Here is a 21,715-nt window from a genome sequence, read left to right on the forward strand (position 1 = left end):
GTTACATGGTTATTGAGTCCGACGAGCCTCGTCAGCCAGTCTCAGTTTCGTTGCCGGTCAATGGCGAACAAGGGGCGCCCGCGAGAGAGCACTACATTCGGATTACGGGCGCGCGCACAAACAACCTAAAAGGCATTTCGATCGACATTCCGAAACGAAAAATCACTGTGTTCAGCGGTGTGTCAGGCTCTGGAAAATCATCCCTAGTTTTCGGCACGATAGCGGCTGAAAGCCAGAGGCTAGTCAATGAGACCTATCCTGTCTTCGTGCAACAGTTCATGCCCCGCTACGGCGAACCTGATGCTGACTCGCTAGAAAACCTTTCTGCTGCAATCATCGTCGATCAACAACGACTAAGCGGGGATTCTCGCTCGACTGTTGCCACGGTAACGGACACTGCACAGATGTTGCGTTTGTTATTCTCTCGCCATGCGGAGCCGAGACTCGGGCCGCCTGGGGCATACAGCTTCAACGATCCACGTGGTCTCTGCACAAATTGCCAAGGTGTCGGGCAGGTGGCGACAATAAATATGTCCGCGGTGATGGATGTACGCTTGTCGTTGAGCCAAGGAGCACTCCTCCCCAAGGAATTCGCGATCAATAGCTGGTGGTGGGACCTGTACAGAAATTCAGGACTCTTTGACATGGACAAGCCGGTCAATCAGTTCACTGAAGAAGAAATGCACACCCTTCTTCACCTTGATGATGGACGCAAGGTAAAAGTTGGTAAGGTGCACCTGACTTATCAAGGGGTGCTTATCAAACTGATGCGAGGGCTCGGGGCCAAAGATCCAGACTTGTTGCAACCTCACATGCGGGTTGAGTATGATCGCATCTTTACCCGAGGAAAATGTTCGGTTTGTGCCGGTACCCGTCTTAATGCTGCGGCTCTAAGAAGTCGACTTGGCAGATACAATATTGCTGAACTAATGGCGATGCAGGTTTCGGACTTGATCGAAATAGTCCGTGCCTTCGATATGAAAGAGGCTAAGCCATTACTGCAGGCTCTAATCGCTCGATTGCAGAACCTTGTGACGATAGGGCTAGGCTACTTAAATCTCGACCGCGAAAGCGCGACGCTGTCAGGTGGAGAATCGCAGCGTGTGAAGATGGTCCGTCACCTCGGATCCTCATTGAGCGACATCACCTATGTTTTTGACGAGCCTTCAGTCGGTCTTCACCCTCATGACGTAGGACAGCTTGCGCGACTGATGCTGCAGCTACGGGACAAGGACAACACGGTACTTGTCGTTGAGCACAAGCCCGACATGATAATGATTGCTGATCACGTGGTAGACATCGGGCCGCTCGCGGGTACGAATGGGGGAGAGGTCGTCTACCAAGGTAACTATGCTGGGCTTCTGAGATCCGGCACGAGCACAGGCAGATACTTGACGCAGCCCCACTCGATCAGAGCTACCCATCGCGAGAGGACTGGTAGTTTGCGTATCGAAGGCGCGCGGATTAACAACCTTCGCGACGTCTCAGTCGATATACCTAAAGGCGTTATGACTGTTGTCACGGGCGTGGCTGGCTCTGGGAAGTCGTCGCTTGTCCGGCGGTGCCTTCCGCAACATTATCCAGAAGCTGTTATCATCGACCAGAACCTCGCGCGCGGCTCGCGCCGATCAAATGCGGCGACCTATACGGGAGTGCTCGACGGGATCCGCAAAGCCTTTGCCAACGCCAACGGGGTTGCGGCCGGTCTCTTCTCAGCCAATAGCAAGGGGGCATGCCCGGAGTGCAATGGGCTCGGCCTTATCTTTACAGATCTTGGCCATCTCGATCCAATGGTCACAACCTGTGAGGCCTGCGACGGCAAGCGATTCTTGCCAGAGGTGCTGGAGCACCGCCTGCGCGGCAAATCCATCGCTGACATTTACGACATGAATATTGAAACAGCAGCTGCCTTTTTTACTGAAAGCGGAGTCGTGTTGACGCTGCAGAGGCTCGCTGAAGTCGGGCTGGGTTACCTAACACTGGGCCAACCCCTCTCCACATTGTCCGGGGGTGAACGCCAACGGCTCAAGCTTGCGGGCGAGCTCGGGACCACTGGAAACATTTATGTGCTTGATGAGCCTACCTCCGGACTCCACCCGCATGATGTCAGGACCCTGATAGGTATACTCGACCGGCTGGTGGAGGCTGAATCGACTGTCATCGTCATAGAGCACAATCTCGATGTCATTGCTCGCGCAGACTGGATAATCGATTTAGGCCCAGGTGCAGGTTGCAAAGGCGGACGTCTGATCTTCGAGGGACCGCCGAGCGAGCTAGCTCGGTGCACGTCATCACTAACTGGGTTGCATTTTAATAAGTATCTACACCGATCCGGAGGAAGCTTGTGACATACATTGATGGTTTTCTCACGCCGGTTCCAGTTGCGATGAAGAAGCGATATCTAGAGCATGCCCGCACTACAGCGTTGGTGTTTAGATCGCATGGCGCTTTGGCGGTAATGGAAAACTGGGGTGATGACTTACCTGACGGGGATGCGACATCAATTAGGAAGGCTGTGCTTTGCCGCGAAGACGAGACAGTCTGTTTAGCTTGGGTGGTATGGCCCGATAAACAAACGCGAGATGCAGCATTAATGAAGGTGTTCACTGATCCAAAGCTGTCGCGTGACCAGAATCCGGCACCCTATGATGGAAAGCGACTGATCCGCGGAGGTTTTCAAACAGTTGTATTTGAGAGTGCAGAAGTGGGCTGACAACTATACGCAGCGGTCGTGGTTCAGTCAGGCTATGTCCGCTCAGGTGAATCAGTCGCCTTCAATTCTTCAGCGACGAGGGTACAGAAGTATGATGCCCCTGGCCGGAGAAGGGCATCATTGAAGTCAAAAGTCGACTGGTGCAGGCCCGGGCCTTCGCCAGCACCGATCCATGCGAAAGCACCCGGGCGCCGCTGCAACATGGCTGAGAAGTCCTCGGATGCCATCGAAGGTCGAAACTGCGTGTTCACATGATCCCGGCCAACCACGCGAGACGCTGCACGTTGTGCCAACGCCGCCTCATGAAGTGTGTTCACGGTCGAGCCGAAGCGCGTTTGATAGGCTAGATTGATCTCGGTCTCAAAAGCCATGCCGATGCCGCACGCGATTTCTTGAAGACGTTCGCGAATACGATCCTGCACTGCTGTGTCCAAGGTTCGTACACTTCCTGACAGTTCAATCGTATCGGGCACGACATTGTATGAAGCGCCACCGAGCAGTCGCGTGATGCTGACCACTGCTTGGTCGAATGGGTCAATTGAGCGCGCGACTACCCCTTGGATAGCACTAATCAATTGTCCAGCTGCGATGGAGGGATCGCGCAGCGTTTGCGGCAATGCTGCGTGGCCTCCGCGTCCATTGATAGTGAATTCGAATGTGTCGTATTGCGCCATCATAGGGCCAGGCTGAACGGCTATATGACCCATCGTTAGACCTGGCCAATTATGCAATGCGTAAATCGCGTCAACTGGGTGGTCCTCGAATAGTCCCTCCGCAATCATGCGAATGGCCCCGCCCTCGTTTTCTTCCGCTGGCTGGAATATGAAGGCAACAGTGCCGGCGAAGTCTCGGTTCCGGGATAGAACATTGGCTGCGCCGAGGAGAATTGCCATGTGCCCGTCATGGCCGCACGCGTGCATCACCCCCTCGTTCCTGGAGCGGTGCGGTAGCGTGCCTTCTTCCGTTAAAGGCAGGGCATCGAGTTCGGCACGTAGTCCGATAGAGCGGCCGGGGCCCAAGTTTCCGGTCAAAACGCCGACTACGCCGGTCCCACCACATCCGCGCTCAACAACTATTCCCATTTCCTCGAGCCGGGCAGCAACAAAGTTGGCTGTTTCGGTTTCTCGGTAAGCCAGCTCCGGGTTTGCATGTAGGTGGTGACGCCAATCTGTCATGCGCGCGAGAGTTCTATCATCGATTGCTATGTTCATCTTAACCTCTGCTCAGCTCTGCAAAGTCCAGCCATGCGCGAACTGAGGCGAAACTTTTGGCCGATGAGGCAGCTTCGCCACGGCTCATGCATCACTATCTGGCCTGGTCGCAGACGTTAGGTCTTGAATGAACGTGACCTGAGCGCGGAGGGAAACACTATTCAGCTGTCAGCCAAGCCGACCTGAACGTCGCAGGGGTCATTCCCAGCGTTCGGACGAACTCACGATTTAAATGTGCCTGATCGCAGAAGCCCGTGTCGAGCGCGGCATATGCAATCGGCAACTGCTGACGTAGCAAAGCTTTCGCCTTCTGAAGTGCGACGAGAACATGGAAACTATGCAGGCTCGTGCCTGTCTCTCGCCGAAAGCTTCTTGAGAGATATCCCGGCGAGACTTCGCAATTGGTTGCGATCGACTGAACATCTGTGTGAAGCGTTTCGCGACCGATAAGTGTACCGAATACGCGGCGGCCAAGCCCGGGGTTCATCTGCCAAGGTATTGTTGCACGCAGATCCGGGGGAGAGGCACCAGAGACGAAGTGTGAAGAGAATGCCCACCCGTTCTTGTCTACGGGTTCAAATCGGTGAACGATACCTGCAGGCACTGTAACCGTGTCGCCGGCCTCATAGATCTTTGTTTCCTGCGGCAGCCGAAGACGCACCCGCCCTTCGAGGATCTGAGCTACCTCATCACCCAAGTGAAAATGCGGCCGGAAATTCCAGTGGTGGAGGCTTCCAGTGATCGTCTCTATACGGATATCACCAGCCTGGCGAACTGCGTACGATGTGCGTGTACTCTCCGGCGGCAACCAATTCTCCATCTGCGGCCCAATCAAGGTGCTGAACGGTTTAATCTTACTACGTGTGCTGCACCCTAAGCTAGGTCACATACGTTCAAGACCAGTCCCCAGACTGATCCTAGTATTCCCATAGCCGAGAACACAATTGCGACGCTGATCGCAACATCGGCGGGGGAACTGATGGAGGTCTTCATGACAGGTAATTTCAGAGGTCCGTTGGCGTTGCACGCGGCCGTACTAGCGATTGTCATAACATCTGAGGCGATCGGGGTACGCAGATTATCCCTTGGAATTGGAGTGATAATCCTTTTGCCAATCCTCTACTCATTCGCGATTGCGATTGCCGTCAACCCGAATGTGCTGGCGCCCGCGGGCCGGATCTTGTCGGCTAAAGAGGGTAAGCTTGCGGGGTTGATGATCTCCGTTGGGATCATGCCATTTATCGCTAAGTTCGGCACGACAATCGGGCCCCAAATCGGTTCCATCATCGAGGCAGGACCTGCGCTGATCATGCAAGAAATCGGTAATCTTGGTACCATTGCATTCGCTTTCCCAATAGCTGTATTCGCTTTGAAACTGGGCCGAGAAGCGATCGGGGCCACCTACTCGATCGACAGGGAGCCAAACCTCGCCATCATCGCTGAGAAATATGGGTTGGATAGCCCAGAAGGTGCTGGGGCCATGGGCGTCTACGCAACTGGAACCTTGATTGGCACGTTCGTGTTCGCAATCGTACCCCCGCTGGTTTACAGCCTCGGCGTCTTCGATATTCGAGCTCTGGCAATGTCGTGTGGTGTCGGATCCGGTAGTATGTTGGCGGCATGCACCGGCAGTCTCACCGCACTACTGCCAGACGAGAAAGATCTGATCCTGGGTCTTGCGGCTGCCAGCAACGTTCTCACCTACGCGACCGGACTTTACCTGAGCTTGTTTGTTGCGCTGCCGCTCACCGAATGGCTGTTCGCGAAGGCTCGACCGGAACTTCAACATTAAGAGGTTGACCATGGAAAACGCTCCTAACTCTGCCACATCGCATCAAGCGACCCATGACCTTGTCGGCCGACTCGTACACGCAGGTGGATCGCTTTTGATCATTAGCACAATTGCTGTTCTCGGGAATTGGATCGCCACAGGCGTCCAGCCGGCCGAAGCGTTGCCAGGCATCCTCGTATTGTGCGCTCTATCATTGGTCGGCATCTCGATAGCGCATGTGGCGCCTATCAAACTTCCTGTCGTTGCTTGGGTCTCAATACTGGCAGTTGCCGCAAGCACACCTGTCGTGCCTGGCTCTTCAGTAATTTTGTCACTTGTAGATAAAGTCAGCTTCTTGGCGCTAGCTACGCCCGTGCTGGCCTATGCAGGTCTAGCGCTCTCTCAAGAAGAATTCCGACTTGCTCGGCGTGCAGGATGGAAGCTGCTGATCGTTGCGATCTGCGTCATGCTAGGCACTTTTATGGGCTCAGTCATCGTCGCTGACGTCGCGCTGCGGCTCTTTGCATAGTGCCATGGTTCTTGTTGCTCGGAGATGTCACGGAGCGGGGCGGTAGGTTGGCAAATCTTTGCGGTAGAGCACTTACGGTTAGTAGCAGAACGGTGCGGCACCTCATGCTGAAGCTCTTCGGCTTCCCTCGGTTTTTTCGGACCAAACGCAAGCGCCGTCCTCGAATTCAGTGCATCCTCAGTTCAATCAACTCAAGGGAGGAGCTTATGCTTTTCAACGACCCAATCACCCGCCTTACGCCAGAAGTAATTGGTTGGCGGCGCCACATTCATGCAAACCCTGAGCTAGGTTTTCAGGAATACGCAACGGCGCAATTCGTTGCGGAGAAGCTTCGCTCGTTCGGTCTGGATGAGGTTCATGAGGGGATCGGCGGAACGGGTGTGGTAGGAGTCCTCCGTAGCGGAACAGGAAAAGGAGCGATTGGTCTGCGAGCGGAGTTAGATGCGCTTCCTGTTGTTGAGGATAGTGGCGTTGACTACGCTTCCGTCAATGAAGGTGTCATGCATGCTTGTGGTCATGACGGGCATACAGCCATGCTACTTGGCGCTGCAAAGCTATTGAGCGAGAGCCGAGCTTTTGATGGTACTGTCTACTTCATCTTCCAGCCCGCCGAAGAGAACGAGGGTGGAAGTATGCGCATGATTGAAGCGGGTCTGTTCGATCAATTCCCCGTCGACGCTGTCTATGCTGTTCATAACTGGCCAGGCGTGCCTCTCGGAACCATCGCAATGCGGGTCGGACCGCAAATGGCGGCGGTCGATGGCTTCGAGCTTTCATTCGAGGGCACCGGAGCGCATGTCGCAATGCCTCACTTGGGTGATGACCCAATACTCGCCGCGGGTGCGTTCATCCAGGCGGTGCAGAGAGTGGTGAGTCGCTCAGTGAACCCGCTTGATGCGTTGGTGGTCAGCCTTACGCAGATCCACGGTGGCAACGTCGGCAATATTGTACCCAAAAAGGTATGGCTCCAGGGAACATGCCGGTTCTTCCGGCCTGAATTATCGGACCATTGCGAAGCGGTCATCAAAGACATTGCTGAGGGTATTGGCAGCGCTCATGGCGTCGCTGCCAATGTCATTTACCGAAAAGGCTATCCCCCCTTGGTCAACACAGCCGATTCCACAGCGAAAGCGGTTGCTGCAGCGGCTGCGGCCGTGGGCGCTGAGAATGTTCATACTGAGTTTCAGCCCAGCCTTGGCTGCGAAGATTTCGCTTATATGGTGCGCCAAGTTGGCGGTTGTTATGCATGGGTGGGAGTTGGAGACGTTGGACCGGGCGAGGGGCTCCACGGTGATCGCTACGTCTTCAACGACGAGATCGTTCCCACCGTAATGCGATACTATCTCAACCTGGTAACACAGGCCCTTTCAAGCGAGGGAGTTTAGATGCGCGCCTCTGCAAAATCACCTTGTGTCATCAGCTCGCGCAAAGGCGGACGAGCTACGATCAACGGCACCGAAATGATCGTACTGGGGAGCAATGATTACCTCGGCCTTTCCACGGACCCTCGTGTTCTCAGCTCAGTCATCGAGGCTCTGCAGCAGTTTGGCTCAGGCGCTTGCATTTATCCAACCTTTGTCAGCACCACGCTACATGAGGAACTTTGCGAAGAATTGGCTGCATATCTCGGTACCGAAGCTGTAATCCTCTACTCATCAGGCGGCGCAGCGAACTCAGGGGTACTGACGACCTTGGTCGGAGAAGGTGACACCATCTTCTCAGATAGACTGAACCACGCCAGCATCATTGATGCCTGCCGTCTCAGCCGAGCAACAGTCGTGACCTATCCCAACCGTGATGTCGACGGGCTCAAGCAAGCACTCAATGCGGCGTCTCCGCAAGGCAAGAGACTCGTGGTCACCGATGGTATTTTCAGCATGGAGGGCGGTGCTGCTCCTTTGTTGGAAATCTACGCACTTGCGCAGGAGTACGATGCACTTCTGATGGTGGATGAGGCTCATGCCACTGGTGTTGTTGGCCCAAACGGAACTGGAACTGCACCTCTCTGCGGCCTACCCAATAATTCGCCCGGACTAGTCCTCACGGGCTCTCTGTCCAAAGCTCTTGGTGGAGCGAGCGGTGGTTTTGTCGCTGGGGCAGCAGAAGAGGTCGCGAAGCTGCGGGCGGCCAGCCGGGGATGGATTTTCACAATGGGACTGACCACTGCCAATGTCGCAACGGCGCTTGCGGCAACCAAAATCTGCAGGTCCGATCCAGTCTTGAACTACTGCCTTTGGGCGAACGTCAGCCGGTTGCGACGGATATTGGAGACCAGAGGCCTGTCCTATTACCGAAGTGATAATCCTATCACGAGTCTGAAGATCGGGAACGAAGATGAGGCGGTCTCCTTGTCGCGGTCCTTGGCAAATGAACGAATCTATGCGCCTGCAGTGATCTATCCTGTCGTAGCGCGCAGTGAAGCTCGTCTAAGGCTACAGGTGAGTGCCGCACACACATTCGAAGATATTGATGAAGCAGGTCGCACGATTGCGACAATGATACCCCAATCTCCTTGAGTTAGCATCGGTGCCCTGAAGGTTGCTGACATACATGCAAAAGTTGCAGTCGAGGCGACGAAACACGGATGCGAGAGTGGTCACTTTCTTAGTCAAAAACGGGACGAATGTTCCATAACTCAACCTTACGCTACAATAGTCTGTAGCCGCAAAGTTAGAATGTCCAGCTTCTCCTCAGTCGTCCTGAACTCCCGCGCCTTGACCCGGCGCGTAAACTCCGCGTGAAACGCACCGCGCTTTTGTGCCGTATGCTCATCGATTGCCTTGATCGAGGCGAGGATGGCAGCCAACCTGCCGTGAACCGTCAGCTCCGCTGTTTTGCCGTCCGTAGAGGGCAGCACAACCACCTTCTGGACCAACTCCCTCAGAAAATTGAACTGTCCCGCGGCGACATCGTCTGCCGGATTGCCGTGTCTTACGATAGCAGTCATGGCGTCGAAAGCGCTCTTGAGCGTTGAAACATTGACTGTGATCTGCTTCGGCTCCCCGACGGTGGCCACTGGCTTCTCCCCCAATTTGCGCTCAACCTCAGTGCGCTGCTCTTCTAGCCTGGTGAGCATGTCATTGAAGACCTTTACGTCCGGATGACCACTGAGCAGGCGTTCGGTAATCTGTTCTGCGATCACCTGTTGCTTCTGGCAGATGACAGCCAGGTCTTTCCCAAGCTTCTCCCGGTCTAACGTTTGAGCTCTGGAGATGCGCTCGATCTCTTTGTTCACTTCATCGATGATGCTTCTTGTGTTCTCGACCGAAAACAGACGTGACGGAATTGCCTTCAGGACACGACGTTCGAGTTCGGCGCGCGCGATGGTCTTAGAGTTTGAACAGGTCTGATCATCGAGATGCGCAATGGGAAGCTTCTTTTGACGATTGGTGCATCCGTAGCGGTCCTTCGCCATGATCGCATAGGGGCCGCCGCAGATGCCGCATTCAATCCGTCCGCTGAATAGATACTGAGGTCGGTGCGTCTTGTTCAGGCGGTTGTTACTGGTGTGGTCGAACTCCTCGGCTGCCTGACGCTGTCTCGCCTTGACCTTGTGGCTGGACGCGGCTGTCCGGGAAGCTGGCACGTCATGTTGGCGATTGACAAGCAATCAGACAAAATCTAAATCAAAACGTCAAAAGCTGTCTTACAGGTTTAGGTGTTTTGGAGGGTTCGTCTGTGGCGAGTGTAGAAGCGGGCGCTGACGGCCGGGTTGATGGCGTGATCGCTGCGCTCACCTCCTATATCCGTGACCATGCGCTTGGCCCGGGGGACAGCCTGCCCAGTGAACTGGCGCTGTCCAAGGCACTCGGCGTCTCTCGCACGGTCATTCGGGAGGCCTTTCGGTCTCTTGCAGCCATGAGATTGCTCGACCTGCATGTGGGCAAGCGCGCGCGGGTGGCTGAGCTTGATCATGGCGCCATGTCCCTGATGATCGAACATGGTGTCGGTACCGAGCAGATCAGCGTCCACCAGATCTATGATGTGCGTCGGACGATCGAGATGCGGACGGCCAGTCTGGCAGCGCTTCGCCGAACCGAGGATGAGGCACGTCTTCTCATCGACCATGCGATGGCGATGGAGACGCAGTTTCAGTCCCCTGAGACGGTGATGGAACATGATCTCGCCTTCCACCTCGCCATTGCCAAGGCATCAAAGAACCCGATTTTTTCGCTGATCCTGGGCGCGTTTCAGACCGTCTCGCGACAAACCTGGCCGATCGGATGGCGCAGTCGCTCCTCGGATGAAGAACGGCATGCCATGAACGCGCTTCACCTGGCGATCGCAAAAGCCATCCATGCAGGCGACCCACAGGAGGCGAGCCAGCTGATGGCAAAACATTTCGATGAAAGCGCCAAGGCGCTCCTTGCCGCCGGCATTGCTTGAGGAAAAATTTCATGAAAATCACCAAACTCGAAACCGTGCGCATCGCGGAGAGACAAAATCTCCTCTGGATCCTGGTTCATACGGATGAAGGCATCACCGGGCTTGGAGAAACCTTCTTCGGGGCAGAGACCGTGGAGGCCTATATCCACGAATACATCGCCCCTCGGGTAATCGGCCGCGATCCGCTTCAGATTGATCTTCAAAATTGAGCGAAGCGCGTGATCGGAGCTTCTAGGGTCCTGCCTCGCCGACGGAGGATCGGGGTGTTGATCGACTATCACGACAATGGCGTCCTAAACGTTTGTGTTGTAACGTCGCCACTGCCGACGTGCAGCATACAAGCCGGTCCCTGCGCTCCTTCGCGGGCCGTCGACACGGGCGATCCACAATCAGTTTGGACTAATCGCCCTTCAGCGGAAGACCCAAGTGACGTCCGGCGGCTCTGCGGGACGAGTGGCAGAATATCCAATTGATGTTCGATGATGGACGAACCGGAAACGTGCGCTACCGACATCGCCGGAGGAATCGGGCGCGCAGCAGTTGTGAAGTAAGCGCTCTCCGCCAGGTGGTGCATCAGGTCGTCGCTGATCGTCACGATATGCAGACTCAGGCATGCCGATTTAACAATCGTGCTATCACGGCTCGGGAACCTGTGGTGTAGCATCCTCGGCAAGCCGCAGGTCCACTCAGTTCCAGACTTTATCAAGGAATCTTCGATATGTATCGTGACTATGCAAGACCAGTTGGTCTCAGGCTCGCCCTGTGTATCCTCGGAAGAATGCATATGAAGATGGCTTGAGTGACGCCTGGGCGCCGATACGTCGAGACACTTTGCCTTGGAAACGCATTTAGTGAAGGTTGCTTACTACATCACCCAATTTCTCTCCTCCGCCCGCGCAAAATGTGACAATGAACTGCCCCCATTTCGACCGGACTGTCGGCATAAGCGGCTGCTCAAACACAGTGGATCAAGCAGATGGTTGTCAGAAGTCGCTCAATTTGTCTGAGGAGTTTCGGGCGCTCTGCTAAGGGATCCCCCATCGAATGCGCCGCGCCATGATCGGTCTCAGCGTACTGAACCGGGCAGGTCCGGCGTCTGCCGCTCCGTTGATGAACGGGGCCTCGGCTACAAAAAAGAGCAGATACCGACCAATGTCGACGCCGCCCATGGAAGCGCTCTATTAGGCGTAACGGTTGGCCTCTCCCAGGTCGTACATGCACCTGGCTTTCGACCAAGTCACTAAAGCGGTGCACATCTTGGTTTCACTTCTGAAAAAGGCTGAATGGACTGCCCACCTATTCCGTGCGAAGTTGTGCGTTGCGCCTAAACTGTGGTCTATTGTCCCAATGGTCGCGCGTAAGGGCCCAATCTACCTCAGTAAAGCCACGCAGCGACATCCAAGCCGGCCCCTGTCGCTCGTCAACCTTACTCGCCCCATACTTACGAGCAATCTTCGTGACCCGGTCGTTACCACTGGAGGTGTCGCTTACGATGACGTCAACCTGGAGGGACTCAAATGCAAATCCCGCCAGACATTCTCCTACCTCAAGGGCCACTTTGTAGCGGCCCCAATAGTCGGGGATCAATTCAAGGCCTAAGACAGCTGCAGACTGATCCGTCTGCTTCAGCCTTACACCTCCGCAACCAACGAGCCGCGCGCTGCTTATCTCGAAAATTCCCAACTGATAATTATGCCTCGGCTCCTCCGTTTGCCATCGTAGAAACAACGCAAACAAGCTGGCACAAAAGTTGTCATTCCCCTCATCAATATCGTACAGCGCCCGGTAGCGAGGGTCTGTTTGATAGTGTCGGAAGGCAAGGAAATCCTCTTGGACAAAGTCGCGTAGTAAGAACCTCGAGCTCTGTAGTTTCATTTCTTTCTCAGTTCACGATCGCTGGCGAAGTTCGCGCAACCAGTGGAGCAAGCTAGACAGAGATAGCACGTCGATCATTCAGTTGCGGAACCAATGAATAATCTAGCGTCAAATGGTGGCGGAGTCTCGTTTCCCTGCCGTCGGGCTATTGGTTCCATAATTCTGCTTATGCAATTTTTGATAAAATATTGAATTTATTTATATAATATCGCATCTCTATCATCCGGGTCTTGTGGTAATTTGCCTCTGTCGCCACCGGTCTCGAGCTATTGATGATCCGCTTTCTCACACGATGGCTCGCACATCGCCGGGCAATACGGCGGCGATGGCAGGCTGATGCAAGGCTTCTCGCAATTTCGGATCCAGCCGGTAGCTACTACGAAGCACAGCGCCGTGCGTTTCATAGCCGGCCCACTGGTGAACTCGACGAGTTCTGGCACTGGTCGAAAGTCGCCAGCGAGATAGCCCGGATAGAGCCACGCCCTGAGATGGACTTTTCTGTTGTCGAAGCCTTGTCCGATCAGGAGAAAGCACGTCGTCGCTGACTGGCGGGCTGGTCAGACAGGTTCTCGGCAACAAATGCTGAGCTGGCTTCCGTGACCGATCTGTGCCGAATACCTCAATTCCCGCCGAAGCAAACCAATCCCGCTCTTTATGGATGGCGTCCTGGACCATGTCCGGATCTCCGTCGATCAACCCGTTCAGGGTCGGCTAGCAAGCTGCCGCCGCTCCGCCTTCGTCTTCGCGGTGATCGCGACCGTCCCCGGTCCTTTGAGGAGCCATCGAGCGGGATCGGCCCGCTCCGGACGGAGGTTTCTCACATGGCACAGGATCTTGCACTCGCTCAAAGCCACGCATTTTCGCTTTCCCGCATCCTCATGGTTCCAGTGACACTGTTCAAATCCGGCGGCGAATTCGGCGTCCTTCCGTCCGACGAACTCGATGACGAAGACGATCTTGAGATCGTACACGAATATTTCCCGCGCGGGTCTCATTGAGACCCGCTTGTTCCTGCCGCTGGCGATCTGTCGGCCGCAAGGGAAGCTTTGCCGCAGCACGTCGCTGCAACTTTTGTCAGTTGCCTGCTGCGCCCTTGCCCCCTTCGCTCTTCGCGGCGGGTGGAAGGTGACCCGCAAGTTGCGGGAAGAAGAAGGGACGGCCGCTAGGCGGCTGAAAAAATATGAAACGAGAAGAATTGGAGGCGCTGCGCGCCAAGGTGAGTTGCGAGGCCGTACTGGAGCAGGCCGGTTACGAAATCGATCTGAAGGAAAGCACCCGCCGCGCCGTAAAATACCGGCGCGGCGGCAACATCGTCATTGTCACGCATGACGGGCGCGGCTGGTTCGATCCCCTCAGTGACGAAAAGGGCGATGTCTTCGGCCTTGCCATGTTCCTGGAGGGAATTCCATTCCCGTCCGCAGCGGGGGCGGTTGCGTCAATTGTCGGGTATCAACTTTCCCGGCCGGAATGGAGGTCTTCGCGGTCTTCCGTGCCGCTGGAAGATATTGCCGACCGCTGGCGCAGCCGGCGCAAGCCTTCGCCCGGATCCGGTGCCTGGCGCTATCTGTGCTGGGGGCGCTGGATCCCGACGGCCATCGCCCAGCAGGCTATTCAAGAGGGTGTCCTGCGGGAAGGACCCTTCGGCAGTCTGTGGGCAGCCCATGTCGATGGCCAGGGTCGCGTCGTCGGCTGGGAGGAGCGCGGTCCCGACTGGCGTGGCTTTGCCAGCGGGGGGTCGAAGGTTCTCTTCCGCTTTGGACCAGGCGATGCGTCCCGACTCTGTGTCACAGAAGCTGCGATCGACGCGATGAGTCTCGCGGCGCTCGAAGGTCCGCGGGAGCAAACTCTTTATCTCAGCACTGGCGGTGGGTGGTCTCCGGCGACAGATGCGGCGCTTGCAGAACTTGCTGCGCGGCCGGGACTAACACTGGTCGCGGCGACGGATGCCAATTCCCAAGGGGAGGTCTACGCAGAACGATTGCGGGCGCTCGCTGAAGCGTCCGGCTGCGACTGGCAGCGGCTATGTCCGCCGGCGGAGGATTGGAACGAGGTTCTGAAAGCCAGGGAGAAGGAGAAACGAGAAAGGAACATGGAGAAAAAGGTGGGGCCTGCCGCATGCGCGCCGGCCGCATCAAGGGAGGCTCCGCCCGGCATGCGCCGGCCCTTGACCCGGCCGGACACGGACGCAGCAACGCGGGAGGGGTCATGAAGGACTGAAGAGATTGGCGATGTCGAAACGACTTGTGCTGCCTTCGGTCCAAAACCCCGAAAGGATCAAGCTGATGACCTCGATAGCCCTTCCCCGCAAAATTTTTCAAGGTGTGGCCAAGCGCACCGACTTATTCCGGATGTTCGACAGGCACGCGAGGCGTCCCGACCGCTTTGGTGGTGACCAGTCTGCGGTCTATGCGGGCGAATGGTTCGAGATCGACGAGACCTCCTATTCCTACATGCCCGACATTCTGCCGCCGCTGTGGATGCGCGGGCCGATCTTTGCGATGCGGGAGTTCATAACCGGTTCGGTGACATCGGTGTTTTATGCGATCCGGATTGATGAAGCGGTCCGCTACTTTCATACCTATTGCGATCTCGCGGACCCGAACTCTGTGGAGGCGATGCGGGTCGCGATCGTCGACCGCGAAACCCGACCGGTCCGGGCCATGAGCCGCGAAGAACGGCTGGAGCACATCTGGAGCACGACCACCGACGACTATCGTGGCTATGCTGATGAGGGTTGGCCGACGGCGATGCAGGGTCGTCGGACGGTGATGCTCTCTGGCGGCAAGGAAGGCACCGTCTTGAAGCTGCTCGAAACACTGAGCGACGAGGAGATCGCCGCCAAGCTGCCGGTGCATCTGCGCCACCTGCCCACGGTCCTGGCGGCCTAAGCCAGAACCAGTCCCTACAATTCGAGCGCTGCAACTCGTCGGACTCTCGACCGGTCGATTTCGCACGCCCGCTTTCCAAAGGAGCGTTTCATGAGCAATGACCCCTTTACCTTCGACATGTTCGGCGGCTCTGCCCTGTCCTCCGGGCTCGGGCTTGGTGTGACCGCGTTTGGAGGTTTCTCTCCCGATCCCGCCAATGACGACGACCCGGATCCCACTCCGCCCGCATCGGCCCCTGCCCTCCCCGTCACTGCTGCACCTGCTCGGCGAGCAGGGTCTCGGGCAAACTTCTATCTTGATGGTGACCGCGCGTTGGGTGCCACCTGGAAGGATCGCGCCCGCGCCAATGTCGCAGCGATCCTCGTCGCCGACGGCGTTACCAAGCGGGACCGGCCCGCGACGGCAAAGGAACAGGCGCAGTTGATCCGCTTCACCGGCTTTGGCGCCAGCGAACTGGCCAATAGTATGTTCCGTCGGCCGGGCGAGGTCGATTTCCGAAAGGGTTGGGACGATATTGGTTCTTCGCTCGAGACCGCGGTTTGCGAGAGCGACTACGCGTCGCTTGCCCGCTGCACCCAATATGCACATTTCACGCCGGAGTTCATCATCCGGGCGGTCTGGGCCGGGATAGAAAAGCTCGGCTGGCGCGGTGGTCGGGTGCTGGAGCCGGGAATCGGCACGGGGTTGTTCCCTGCCCTGATGCCGGAGCCGTATCGCGACGTCGCCTATGTGACCGGGATTGAACTCGATCCGGTCACGGCCCGCATCGCCCGCCTGCTTCAGCCGAAGGCGCGGATCCTCAATGGCGACTTTGCCCGTACCGATCTGGCTCCGATCTACGATCTCGCCATCGGCAATCCACCTTTCTCCGATCGCATTGTCCGCTCGGACCGCGCTTACCGGTCGCTTGGCCTTCGCCTGCACGACTATTTCATCGCCCGGTCGATTGACCTGCTGAAGCCCGGCGCGGTCGCCGCCTTCGTCACCTCGCATGGCACCATGGACAAGGCCGATACCACAGCACGGGAGCATATCGCCAAATCCGCAGAGCTGATCGCAGCAATCCGCCTGCCCGAGGGCAGCTTCCGTCGCGACGCCGGCACGGATGTCGTCGTCGACATCCTCTTCTTCCGCAAGAGGAAGCCCGGAGAGCCGGAGGGAAATCAGCTGTGGCTCGATCTCGATGAGGTCAGGGCGGCCACCAACGACGAAGGCGCCATCCGCGTGAACCGCTGGTTTGCCCGGCACCCCGATTTCGTGCTCGGCACCCATGCGCTGACCTCGGGGCCGTTCGGCGAGACCTACACGTGCCGGCCCCGTGATGGCGAAGATCTCGAAGCCGTGCTTTCCGCTGCCATCGAGCTTCTGCCGGCCGATCTCTATGACGGAGAGCCGACACCTATCGATATTGATCTCGAGGAAGAACTCGGCGAGATCGTCGATCTACAGCCTAAGGGCGGGACTGTTCGCGAGGGCAGTTTTTTCCTTGACCGGTCGAAGGGCCTGATGCAGATGCTCGACGGATCGGCCGTGCCAGTCACCGTCCGCAAGGGTCGCACCGGTGAGGGGGTCCCGGAAAAGCATGTCCGGATCATCTCGAAACTGATCCCGATCCGAGACGCGGTCCGTGAGGTGTTGAAAGCTCAGGAAACCGACCGGCCTTGGCGCGACGGCCAAGTGCGTCTGCGGATCGCCTGGTCGAGCTTTGTGCGCGACTTCGGTCCGATCAACCATACCACCGTCTCGATTCAGGAGGATTCGGAAACCGGTGAGGTCAAGGAAACCCATCGCCAGCCGAACTTGGCGCCATTCCGCGACGACCCCGATTGCTGGCTGGTGGCGTCCATCGAAGATTATGATCTGGAAACAGATACGGCAAAGCCCGGTCCGATTTTTTCTGAACGCGTGATATCGCCGCCCGCGGCGCCGACAATCACATCTCCCGCAGATGCGCTAGCCGTCGTTTTAAACGAACGCGGCCACGTCGATATCGACCATATCGCCGAGCTGCTGCACAGCGATCCGGCGGCGGTGATCGACGAACTGAGTGAGGCCATCTTCCGTGATCCGGCCGATGGATCGTGGAAGACGGCAGACGGATATCTCTCAGGGGCCGTCCGAACGAAGCTCACCGCCGCGCAGGCGGCGGCCGAGCTCGATCCGGCTTATCAGCGCAATGTCCGCGCCTTGGTTGATGTCCAGCCTGCAGACCTTCGTCCCTCCGACATCACGGCTCGTCTCGGTGCGCCGTGGATCCCGGCTGCTGACGTCGTGGCGTTCGTGAAGGAGAAAATGGAAGCCGATATCCGCATCCATCATATGCCGGAGCTCGGCTCCTGGACAGTGGAAGCCCGCCAGCTCGGCTATAGCGCTGCCGGCACGTCCGAATGGGGAACCAGTCGCCGCCATGCAGGCGATCTACTCGCCGATGCGCTGAACAGCCGGGTGCCTCAAATCTTCGACGTCTTCAGGGACGCCGACGGCGAGCGGCGTGTGCTCAACGTCGTCGATACCGAGGCCGCGCGCGACAAGCTCCAAAGGATCAAGCAGGCATTCAAGGACTGGGTCTGGACCGATCCGGATCGAACCGACCGGCTGGCCCGCCATTACAATGATCGTTTCAACAACATCGCGCCGCGGAAATTCGACGGTTCCCATCTGAAACTCCCTGGCGCCTCTGGCGCCTTTGTTTTGTATGGGCACCAGAAACGTGGCATCTGGCGGATCATCGCCGATGGCTCGACTTATCTTGCCCACGCCGTCGGCGCCGGCAAGACGATGACGATGGCGGCTGCGATCATGGAGCAGCGCCGGCTTGGACTGATCGCCAAAGCCATGCTGGTCGTGCCAGGCCATTGCCTGGCGCAGGCCGCCCGCGAGTTTTTGGCGCTCTATCCGAATGCGCGGATCCTGGTCGCCGACGAGACGAACTTCACCAAGGACAAGCGTGCTCGCTTCCTGTCACGGGCTGCGACCGCCACCTGGGACGCGATCATCATTACGCATTCTGCCTTTCGCTTTATCGCGGTCCCATCAGCCTTCGAACAGCAGATGATCCACGACGAATTGCAGCTCTACGAGGACCTTCTGACCAAAGTCGACAGCGAGGACCGCGTCTCGCGCAAGCGGCTCGAGCGGCTGAAGGAAGGGTTGCAGGAGCGACTCGAAGGCTTGGTGACGCGCAAGGACGACCTTATGACCATCTCCGAGATCGGCTTAGACCAGATCGTCGTCGACGAGGCGCAGGAATTCCGCAAGCTCTCCTTCGCCACCAATATGTCGACGCTGAAGGGCATCGATCCGAACGGATCGCAACGCGCCTGGGATCTCTATGTGAAGTCCCGCTACATCGAAACTAGGAACCCCGGCCGGGCGCTGGTGCTTGCCTCCGGCACGCCGATCACCAACACGCTCGGCGAAATGTTCTCGATCCAGCGCCTGCTCGGCCATGCCGCGCTTGCGGAACGCGGGCTGCACGAATTCGATGCCTGGGCATCCTGCTTCGGCGATACGACCACCGAACTCGAGATCCAGCCATCGGGAAAATACAAGCCGGTCAGCCGCTTCGCGTCCTTCGTCAACGTGCCGGAGCTGATCGCCATGTTCCGCTCGTTTGCCGATGTGGTGATGCCGGATGACCTGCGGAAATACGTGAAGGTGCCCAACATCTCGACCGGCCGGCGGCAGATCATGACTGCCAAGCCGACGGCACTGTTCAAGACCTATCAGCAGACCCTCGGCAGCAGGATCAAGGCGATCGAGGAGCGCGAGGGTCCCGCCAAGCCCGGCGACGACATCCTGCTGTCCGTCATTACTGATGGGCGTCATGCGGCGATCGACCTGCGCTTCGTCATGCCGGCGGCCGACAACGAGGAGAATAACAAGCTCAATCTGCTCGTCCGCAATGCCTACGGGATCTGGAAGGATACCAGCGAGGCGATCTATCGACGCTCCGACGGCAAGGAGTTTGATCTGCCAGGCGCCGCCCAGATGATCTTCTCGGATCTCGGCACGATTAATGTGGAAAAGACCCGTGGCTTCTCGGCCTATCGCTTTATCCGCGACGAACTGGTCCGGCTCGGCGTGCCGGCATCACAGATCGCCTTCATGCAGGACTACAAGAAGACCGAAGCCAAGCAACGGTTGTTCGGCGATGTCCGCGCCGGCAAGGTCCGTTTCCTGATCGGTTCTTCCGAGACCATGGGCACGGGGGTCAACGCCCAGCTTCGCCTGAAGGCTCTCCACCATCTCGACGTGCCATGGCTGCCGTCGCAGATCGAGCAGCGTGAGGGCCGGATCGTGCGTCAGGGCAACCAGCATGAGGAGGTCGATATCTTCGCCTATGCCACCGAGGGCTCGCTCGACGCCTCCATGTGGCAGAACAACGAGCGTAAAGCCCGCTTTATCGCCGCCGCGCTCTCCGGCGACACCTCAATCCGGCGGCTGGAGGACGTCGGTGAAGGCGCGGCAAACCAGTTTGCGATGGCCAAGGCCATTGCGTCAGGCGACGAACGGCTGATGCAGAAGGCGGGGTTGGAGGCCGATATTGCCAGGCTTGAACGATTGAGGGCCGCCCACGAGGACGACCAATATGCTGTCCGTCGGCAGATGCGGGATGCAGAGCGTGAGATGGAGGTCTCAACCCGGCGTATCGCCGAGATCGGCCAGGATATCGAGCGTCTCAGGCCGACGAATGGCGATGCCTTCACCATGACGGTGCTCGGTCAGGATCATACCGAGCGCAAGGAGGCCGGCCGCGCTTTGATGAAGGAGATCCTGACGCTTCTGCAGCTCCAGCAGGAGGGCGAGGTGCATCTGGCGACGATCGGTGGCTTCAATCTGGTTTATGAGGGCGAGCGCTTTGGCAAAGGGGATGGCTATCGCTTCGAGACCCTGCTCCAGCGCACCGGCGCCGACTATGAGATCGATTTGGCAATTACGGTCACGCCGCTTGGCGCTATTTCTCGTCTGGAGCATGCACTGGATGGCTTTGACGACGAGCAGCGTCAGTATCGGCGGCGGCTGGAGGAAGCCGAACGCCGTCTGGCCTCTTACCGGTCGCGTGACGGCGGTGTTTTCGCGTTTGCCAATGATCTGAAGGAAAAGCGACTAAAGCTTAGGGCAATCGAGGCCCGGCTGGCGGAGGATCTGGACGACGAGACCAACGCAGCCGCCGCATAGCTGCATTGCACAATAAATGTTTTCCGTTTGGTCAAAATTCGGGCATAGTGCCTTCAGCTGATGCACGTGACGGTCACCTCCCAGTTCCGTCGCAGCAGCTGTTCCCCTCTGGAGGTTTCAGATCTCCACACTTCATGGGCCGCAGTTTTCTGCAGGCCCATTTTTTTATTCTTCGGTCACCTCGTTCGATGTTTCCGAAGGGTTTATGCCGGAGAGGCTATTGCGCGAGCCCCGCCGCTCGGCAGCTCGTAGAGCGGTCATTTCAAGGTATCGTAAGCGCATGGCCTTCATGTCGATTTCTCCCCCGATCCATTCCTCCAGTAAGGCAAGGAAGGCAGGATCCGTGTCGATCGGCGTCCCACGCGCTTGCGCGCGATCAATGGCGCGTTGCGCGATCGCTCTCCGGGCCTCGGGATCTGTGCTCATGTCGTTTCACCTGGCATTCTGATAGGCTTAGAGATCTATCAGGCGGTAAGTCGAATCACGACTTGAAAGTGCCTTTCGTCAACAAGATCTGAGCATCACTCCCCGATAAGCCGATGTCCTGCTTGCTGCAATCGCGGCGGCGTTTGATCTTGTCCCGGGATACAGAAGAAGGCGCTCCCCTCACGGTTTGAGCGCTTTTTTGTATCGGAGGCGCCGCTGAGGAGGTGCTGCATCTTGACCGCAACCGCTAAGCGGATGAGATCTGTAGTAGAACACATCGCAGGGACAAATGCCATTTTTTCTGGTGACGCAGACATCGCTGGTCGAAGCTAGAGACGAGCAGGAGGCCGCTCAAACGGGCGTCGACCGCCTTCGCTCCGGCGGACAGGTCACCGTTTCGGTGAAATCGGATGAGACGACAATTACGCATGTCGTTGTCGCCGCCGTCGTCGAGGAGCCCTTTCCGCCTTCACGTTCCGAGGCCGCCGGTCCACCGCCTGCTGCTGTTCGTAGCGCCGAAGCCGCCCCTGCTGAACCGGTAAGCAGGAAGCCGAGCCTGAAGCGCATGCTCGCCGATGGTCTGGCCCTGCTCAGGCGCCGAACCTAGTCCCTTCGTCGAGGTATGGTCGCCGCTAGCAGTCTCATCTTCGAGCGTTAGCTCGAACTGGAAGGTGGGATTGAGGAAGAAAAGCAGGAAGTTGAACCGGTCGCCGATCGGTCCTCCTGCCGGCGCGT

The 21,715-nt window shown here is 57.5% G+C and carries 18 protein-coding genes and 1 pseudogene; 13 read left to right on the plus strand and 6 right to left on the minus strand.

What is annotated here, in order from left to right:
• Positions 1-5 precede the first annotated feature (5 nt).
• Both GH983_RS22285 and GH983_RS22290 read left to right on the plus strand, forming a co-directional pair.
• Positions 6-2,348, plus strand: a complete 2,343-nt coding sequence (locus tag GH983_RS22285) for an excinuclease ABC subunit UvrA (protein ID WP_153763718.1) — start codon at positions 6-8, stop codon at positions 2,346-2,348.
• Positions 2,345-2,713: a DUF1428 domain-containing protein gene (locus GH983_RS22290; RefSeq protein WP_153763719.1), complete on the plus strand. Its 369-nt coding sequence runs from the start codon at positions 2,345-2,347 to the stop codon at positions 2,711-2,713. Before GH983_RS22285 ends, GH983_RS22290 begins: the two co-directional genes overlap by 4 nt.
• Before the next feature lie 32 nt (positions 2,714-2,745).
• Here GH983_RS22290 and GH983_RS22295 read toward each other — a convergent pair whose 3' ends face one another.
• The gene (locus GH983_RS22295; RefSeq protein ID WP_153763720.1) at positions 2,746-3,924 is read right to left on the minus strand and encodes an amidohydrolase; all 1,179 of its coding nucleotides are present in this window, start codon (positions 3,922-3,924) and stop codon (positions 2,746-2,748) included.
• A gap of 157 nt (positions 3,925-4,081) precedes the next feature.
• Positions 4,082-4,744 carry an AraC family transcriptional regulator gene (locus GH983_RS22300; protein WP_153763721.1) on the minus strand — a complete coding sequence of 221 codons (663 nt, stop codon included), beginning with the start codon at positions 4,742-4,744 and terminating at the stop codon, positions 4,082-4,084.
• 171 nt (positions 4,745-4,915) lie between these two features.
• On the opposite strand from GH983_RS22300, the gene GH983_RS22305 reads away from it, so the two are divergent.
• The 4 genes from GH983_RS22305 (at position 4,916) to GH983_RS22320 (ending at position 8,740) form a co-directional block, all read left to right on the plus strand.
• On the plus strand, positions 4,916-5,716 hold the full coding sequence (locus GH983_RS22305) for a DUF3100 domain-containing protein (RefSeq protein ID WP_153763722.1): 801 nt from the start codon (positions 4,916-4,918) through the stop codon (positions 5,714-5,716).
• A 10-nt stretch (positions 5,717-5,726) separates the two neighbouring features.
• On the plus strand, positions 5,727-6,224 hold the full coding sequence (locus GH983_RS22310; RefSeq protein ID WP_153763723.1) for a hypothetical protein: 498 nt from the start codon (positions 5,727-5,729) through the stop codon (positions 6,222-6,224).
• A 206-nt stretch (positions 6,225-6,430) separates the two neighbouring features.
• A complete protein-coding gene (locus GH983_RS22315; RefSeq protein ID WP_153763761.1) occupies positions 6,431-7,609 on the plus strand; it encodes an amidohydrolase in 1,179 nt (392 codons plus the stop codon).
• A complete protein-coding gene (locus GH983_RS22320; protein WP_153763724.1) occupies positions 7,610-8,740 on the plus strand; it encodes an aminotransferase class I/II-fold pyridoxal phosphate-dependent enzyme in 1,131 nt (376 codons plus the stop codon).
• Between the two features lie 125 nt (positions 8,741-8,865).
• Here GH983_RS22320 and GH983_RS22325 read toward each other — a convergent pair whose 3' ends face one another.
• Complete coding sequence (locus GH983_RS22325; RefSeq protein WP_153763725.1) at positions 8,866-9,834, minus strand: zinc ribbon domain-containing protein; 969 nt, start codon at positions 9,832-9,834, stop codon at positions 8,866-8,868.
• A gap of 68 nt (positions 9,835-9,902) precedes the next feature.
• Between GH983_RS22325 and GH983_RS22330 the strand changes: the two genes are divergently transcribed.
• Both GH983_RS22330 and GH983_RS22335 read left to right on the plus strand, forming a co-directional pair.
• Positions 9,903-10,610 carry a FadR/GntR family transcriptional regulator gene (locus GH983_RS22330; protein WP_153763726.1) on the plus strand — a complete coding sequence of 236 codons (708 nt, stop codon included), beginning with the start codon at positions 9,903-9,905 and terminating at the stop codon, positions 10,608-10,610.
• 11 nt (positions 10,611-10,621) lie between these two features.
• Positions 10,622-10,810, plus strand: a pseudogene (locus GH983_RS22335) (mandelate racemase/muconate lactonizing enzyme family protein); the annotation flags it as partial.
• 1,096 nt (positions 10,811-11,906) lie between these two features.
• Here GH983_RS22335 and GH983_RS24600 read toward each other — a convergent pair.
• Both GH983_RS24600 and GH983_RS22345 read right to left on the minus strand, forming a co-directional pair.
• Positions 11,907-12,485, minus strand: a complete 579-nt coding sequence (locus GH983_RS24600; protein ID WP_153763727.1) for a GNAT family N-acetyltransferase — start codon at positions 12,483-12,485, stop codon at positions 11,907-11,909.
• Positions 12,486-12,770: 285 nt separating this feature from the next.
• Positions 12,771-13,160, minus strand: coding sequence for a hypothetical protein (locus GH983_RS22345; RefSeq protein WP_153763728.1), 390 nt, complete (start codon positions 13,158-13,160; stop codon positions 12,771-12,773).
• A gap of 146 nt (positions 13,161-13,306) precedes the next feature.
• Here GH983_RS22345 and GH983_RS24190 point away from each other — a divergent pair, with 146 nt between their 5' ends.
• From GH983_RS24190 to GH983_RS22360, 4 genes are all read left to right on the plus strand, one after another.
• The gene (locus GH983_RS24190) at positions 13,307-13,483 is read left to right on the plus strand and encodes a hypothetical protein (RefSeq protein ID WP_167495054.1); all 177 of its coding nucleotides are present in this window, start codon (positions 13,307-13,309) and stop codon (positions 13,481-13,483) included.
• A gap of 182 nt (positions 13,484-13,665) precedes the next feature.
• Positions 13,666-14,694: a DUF3991 and toprim domain-containing protein gene (locus GH983_RS22350; RefSeq protein ID WP_136542972.1), complete on the plus strand. Its 1,029-nt coding sequence runs from the start codon at positions 13,666-13,668 to the stop codon at positions 14,692-14,694.
• 73 nt (positions 14,695-14,767) lie between these two features.
• Positions 14,768-15,373: a DUF1419 domain-containing protein gene (locus GH983_RS22355; RefSeq protein ID WP_136543009.1), complete on the plus strand. Its 606-nt coding sequence runs from the start codon at positions 14,768-14,770 to the stop codon at positions 15,371-15,373.
• 90 nt (positions 15,374-15,463) lie between these two features.
• Positions 15,464-20,554, plus strand: coding sequence for a DEAD/DEAH box helicase family protein (locus GH983_RS22360; protein WP_153763729.1), 5,091 nt, complete (start codon positions 15,464-15,466; stop codon positions 20,552-20,554).
• Positions 20,555-20,719: 165 nt separating this feature from the next.
• On the opposite strand, the gene GH983_RS22365 is transcribed toward GH983_RS22360, so the two are convergent.
• Positions 20,720-20,980 carry a hypothetical protein gene (locus GH983_RS22365; RefSeq protein WP_153763730.1) on the minus strand — a complete coding sequence of 87 codons (261 nt, stop codon included), beginning with the start codon at positions 20,978-20,980 and terminating at the stop codon, positions 20,720-20,722.
• A 289-nt stretch (positions 20,981-21,269) separates the two neighbouring features.
• Here GH983_RS22365 and GH983_RS22370 point away from each other — a divergent pair, with 289 nt between their 5' ends.
• Positions 21,270-21,587: a hypothetical protein gene (locus tag GH983_RS22370; protein WP_153763731.1), complete on the plus strand. Its 318-nt coding sequence runs from the start codon at positions 21,270-21,272 to the stop codon at positions 21,585-21,587.
• The last annotated feature ends 128 nt before the right edge of the window (positions 21,588-21,715 follow it).

Origin of the sequence: Agrobacterium sp. MA01 (assembly GCF_009650195.1) — a bacterium.
GTDB lineage: Bacteria > Pseudomonadota > Alphaproteobacteria > Rhizobiales > Rhizobiaceae > Allorhizobium.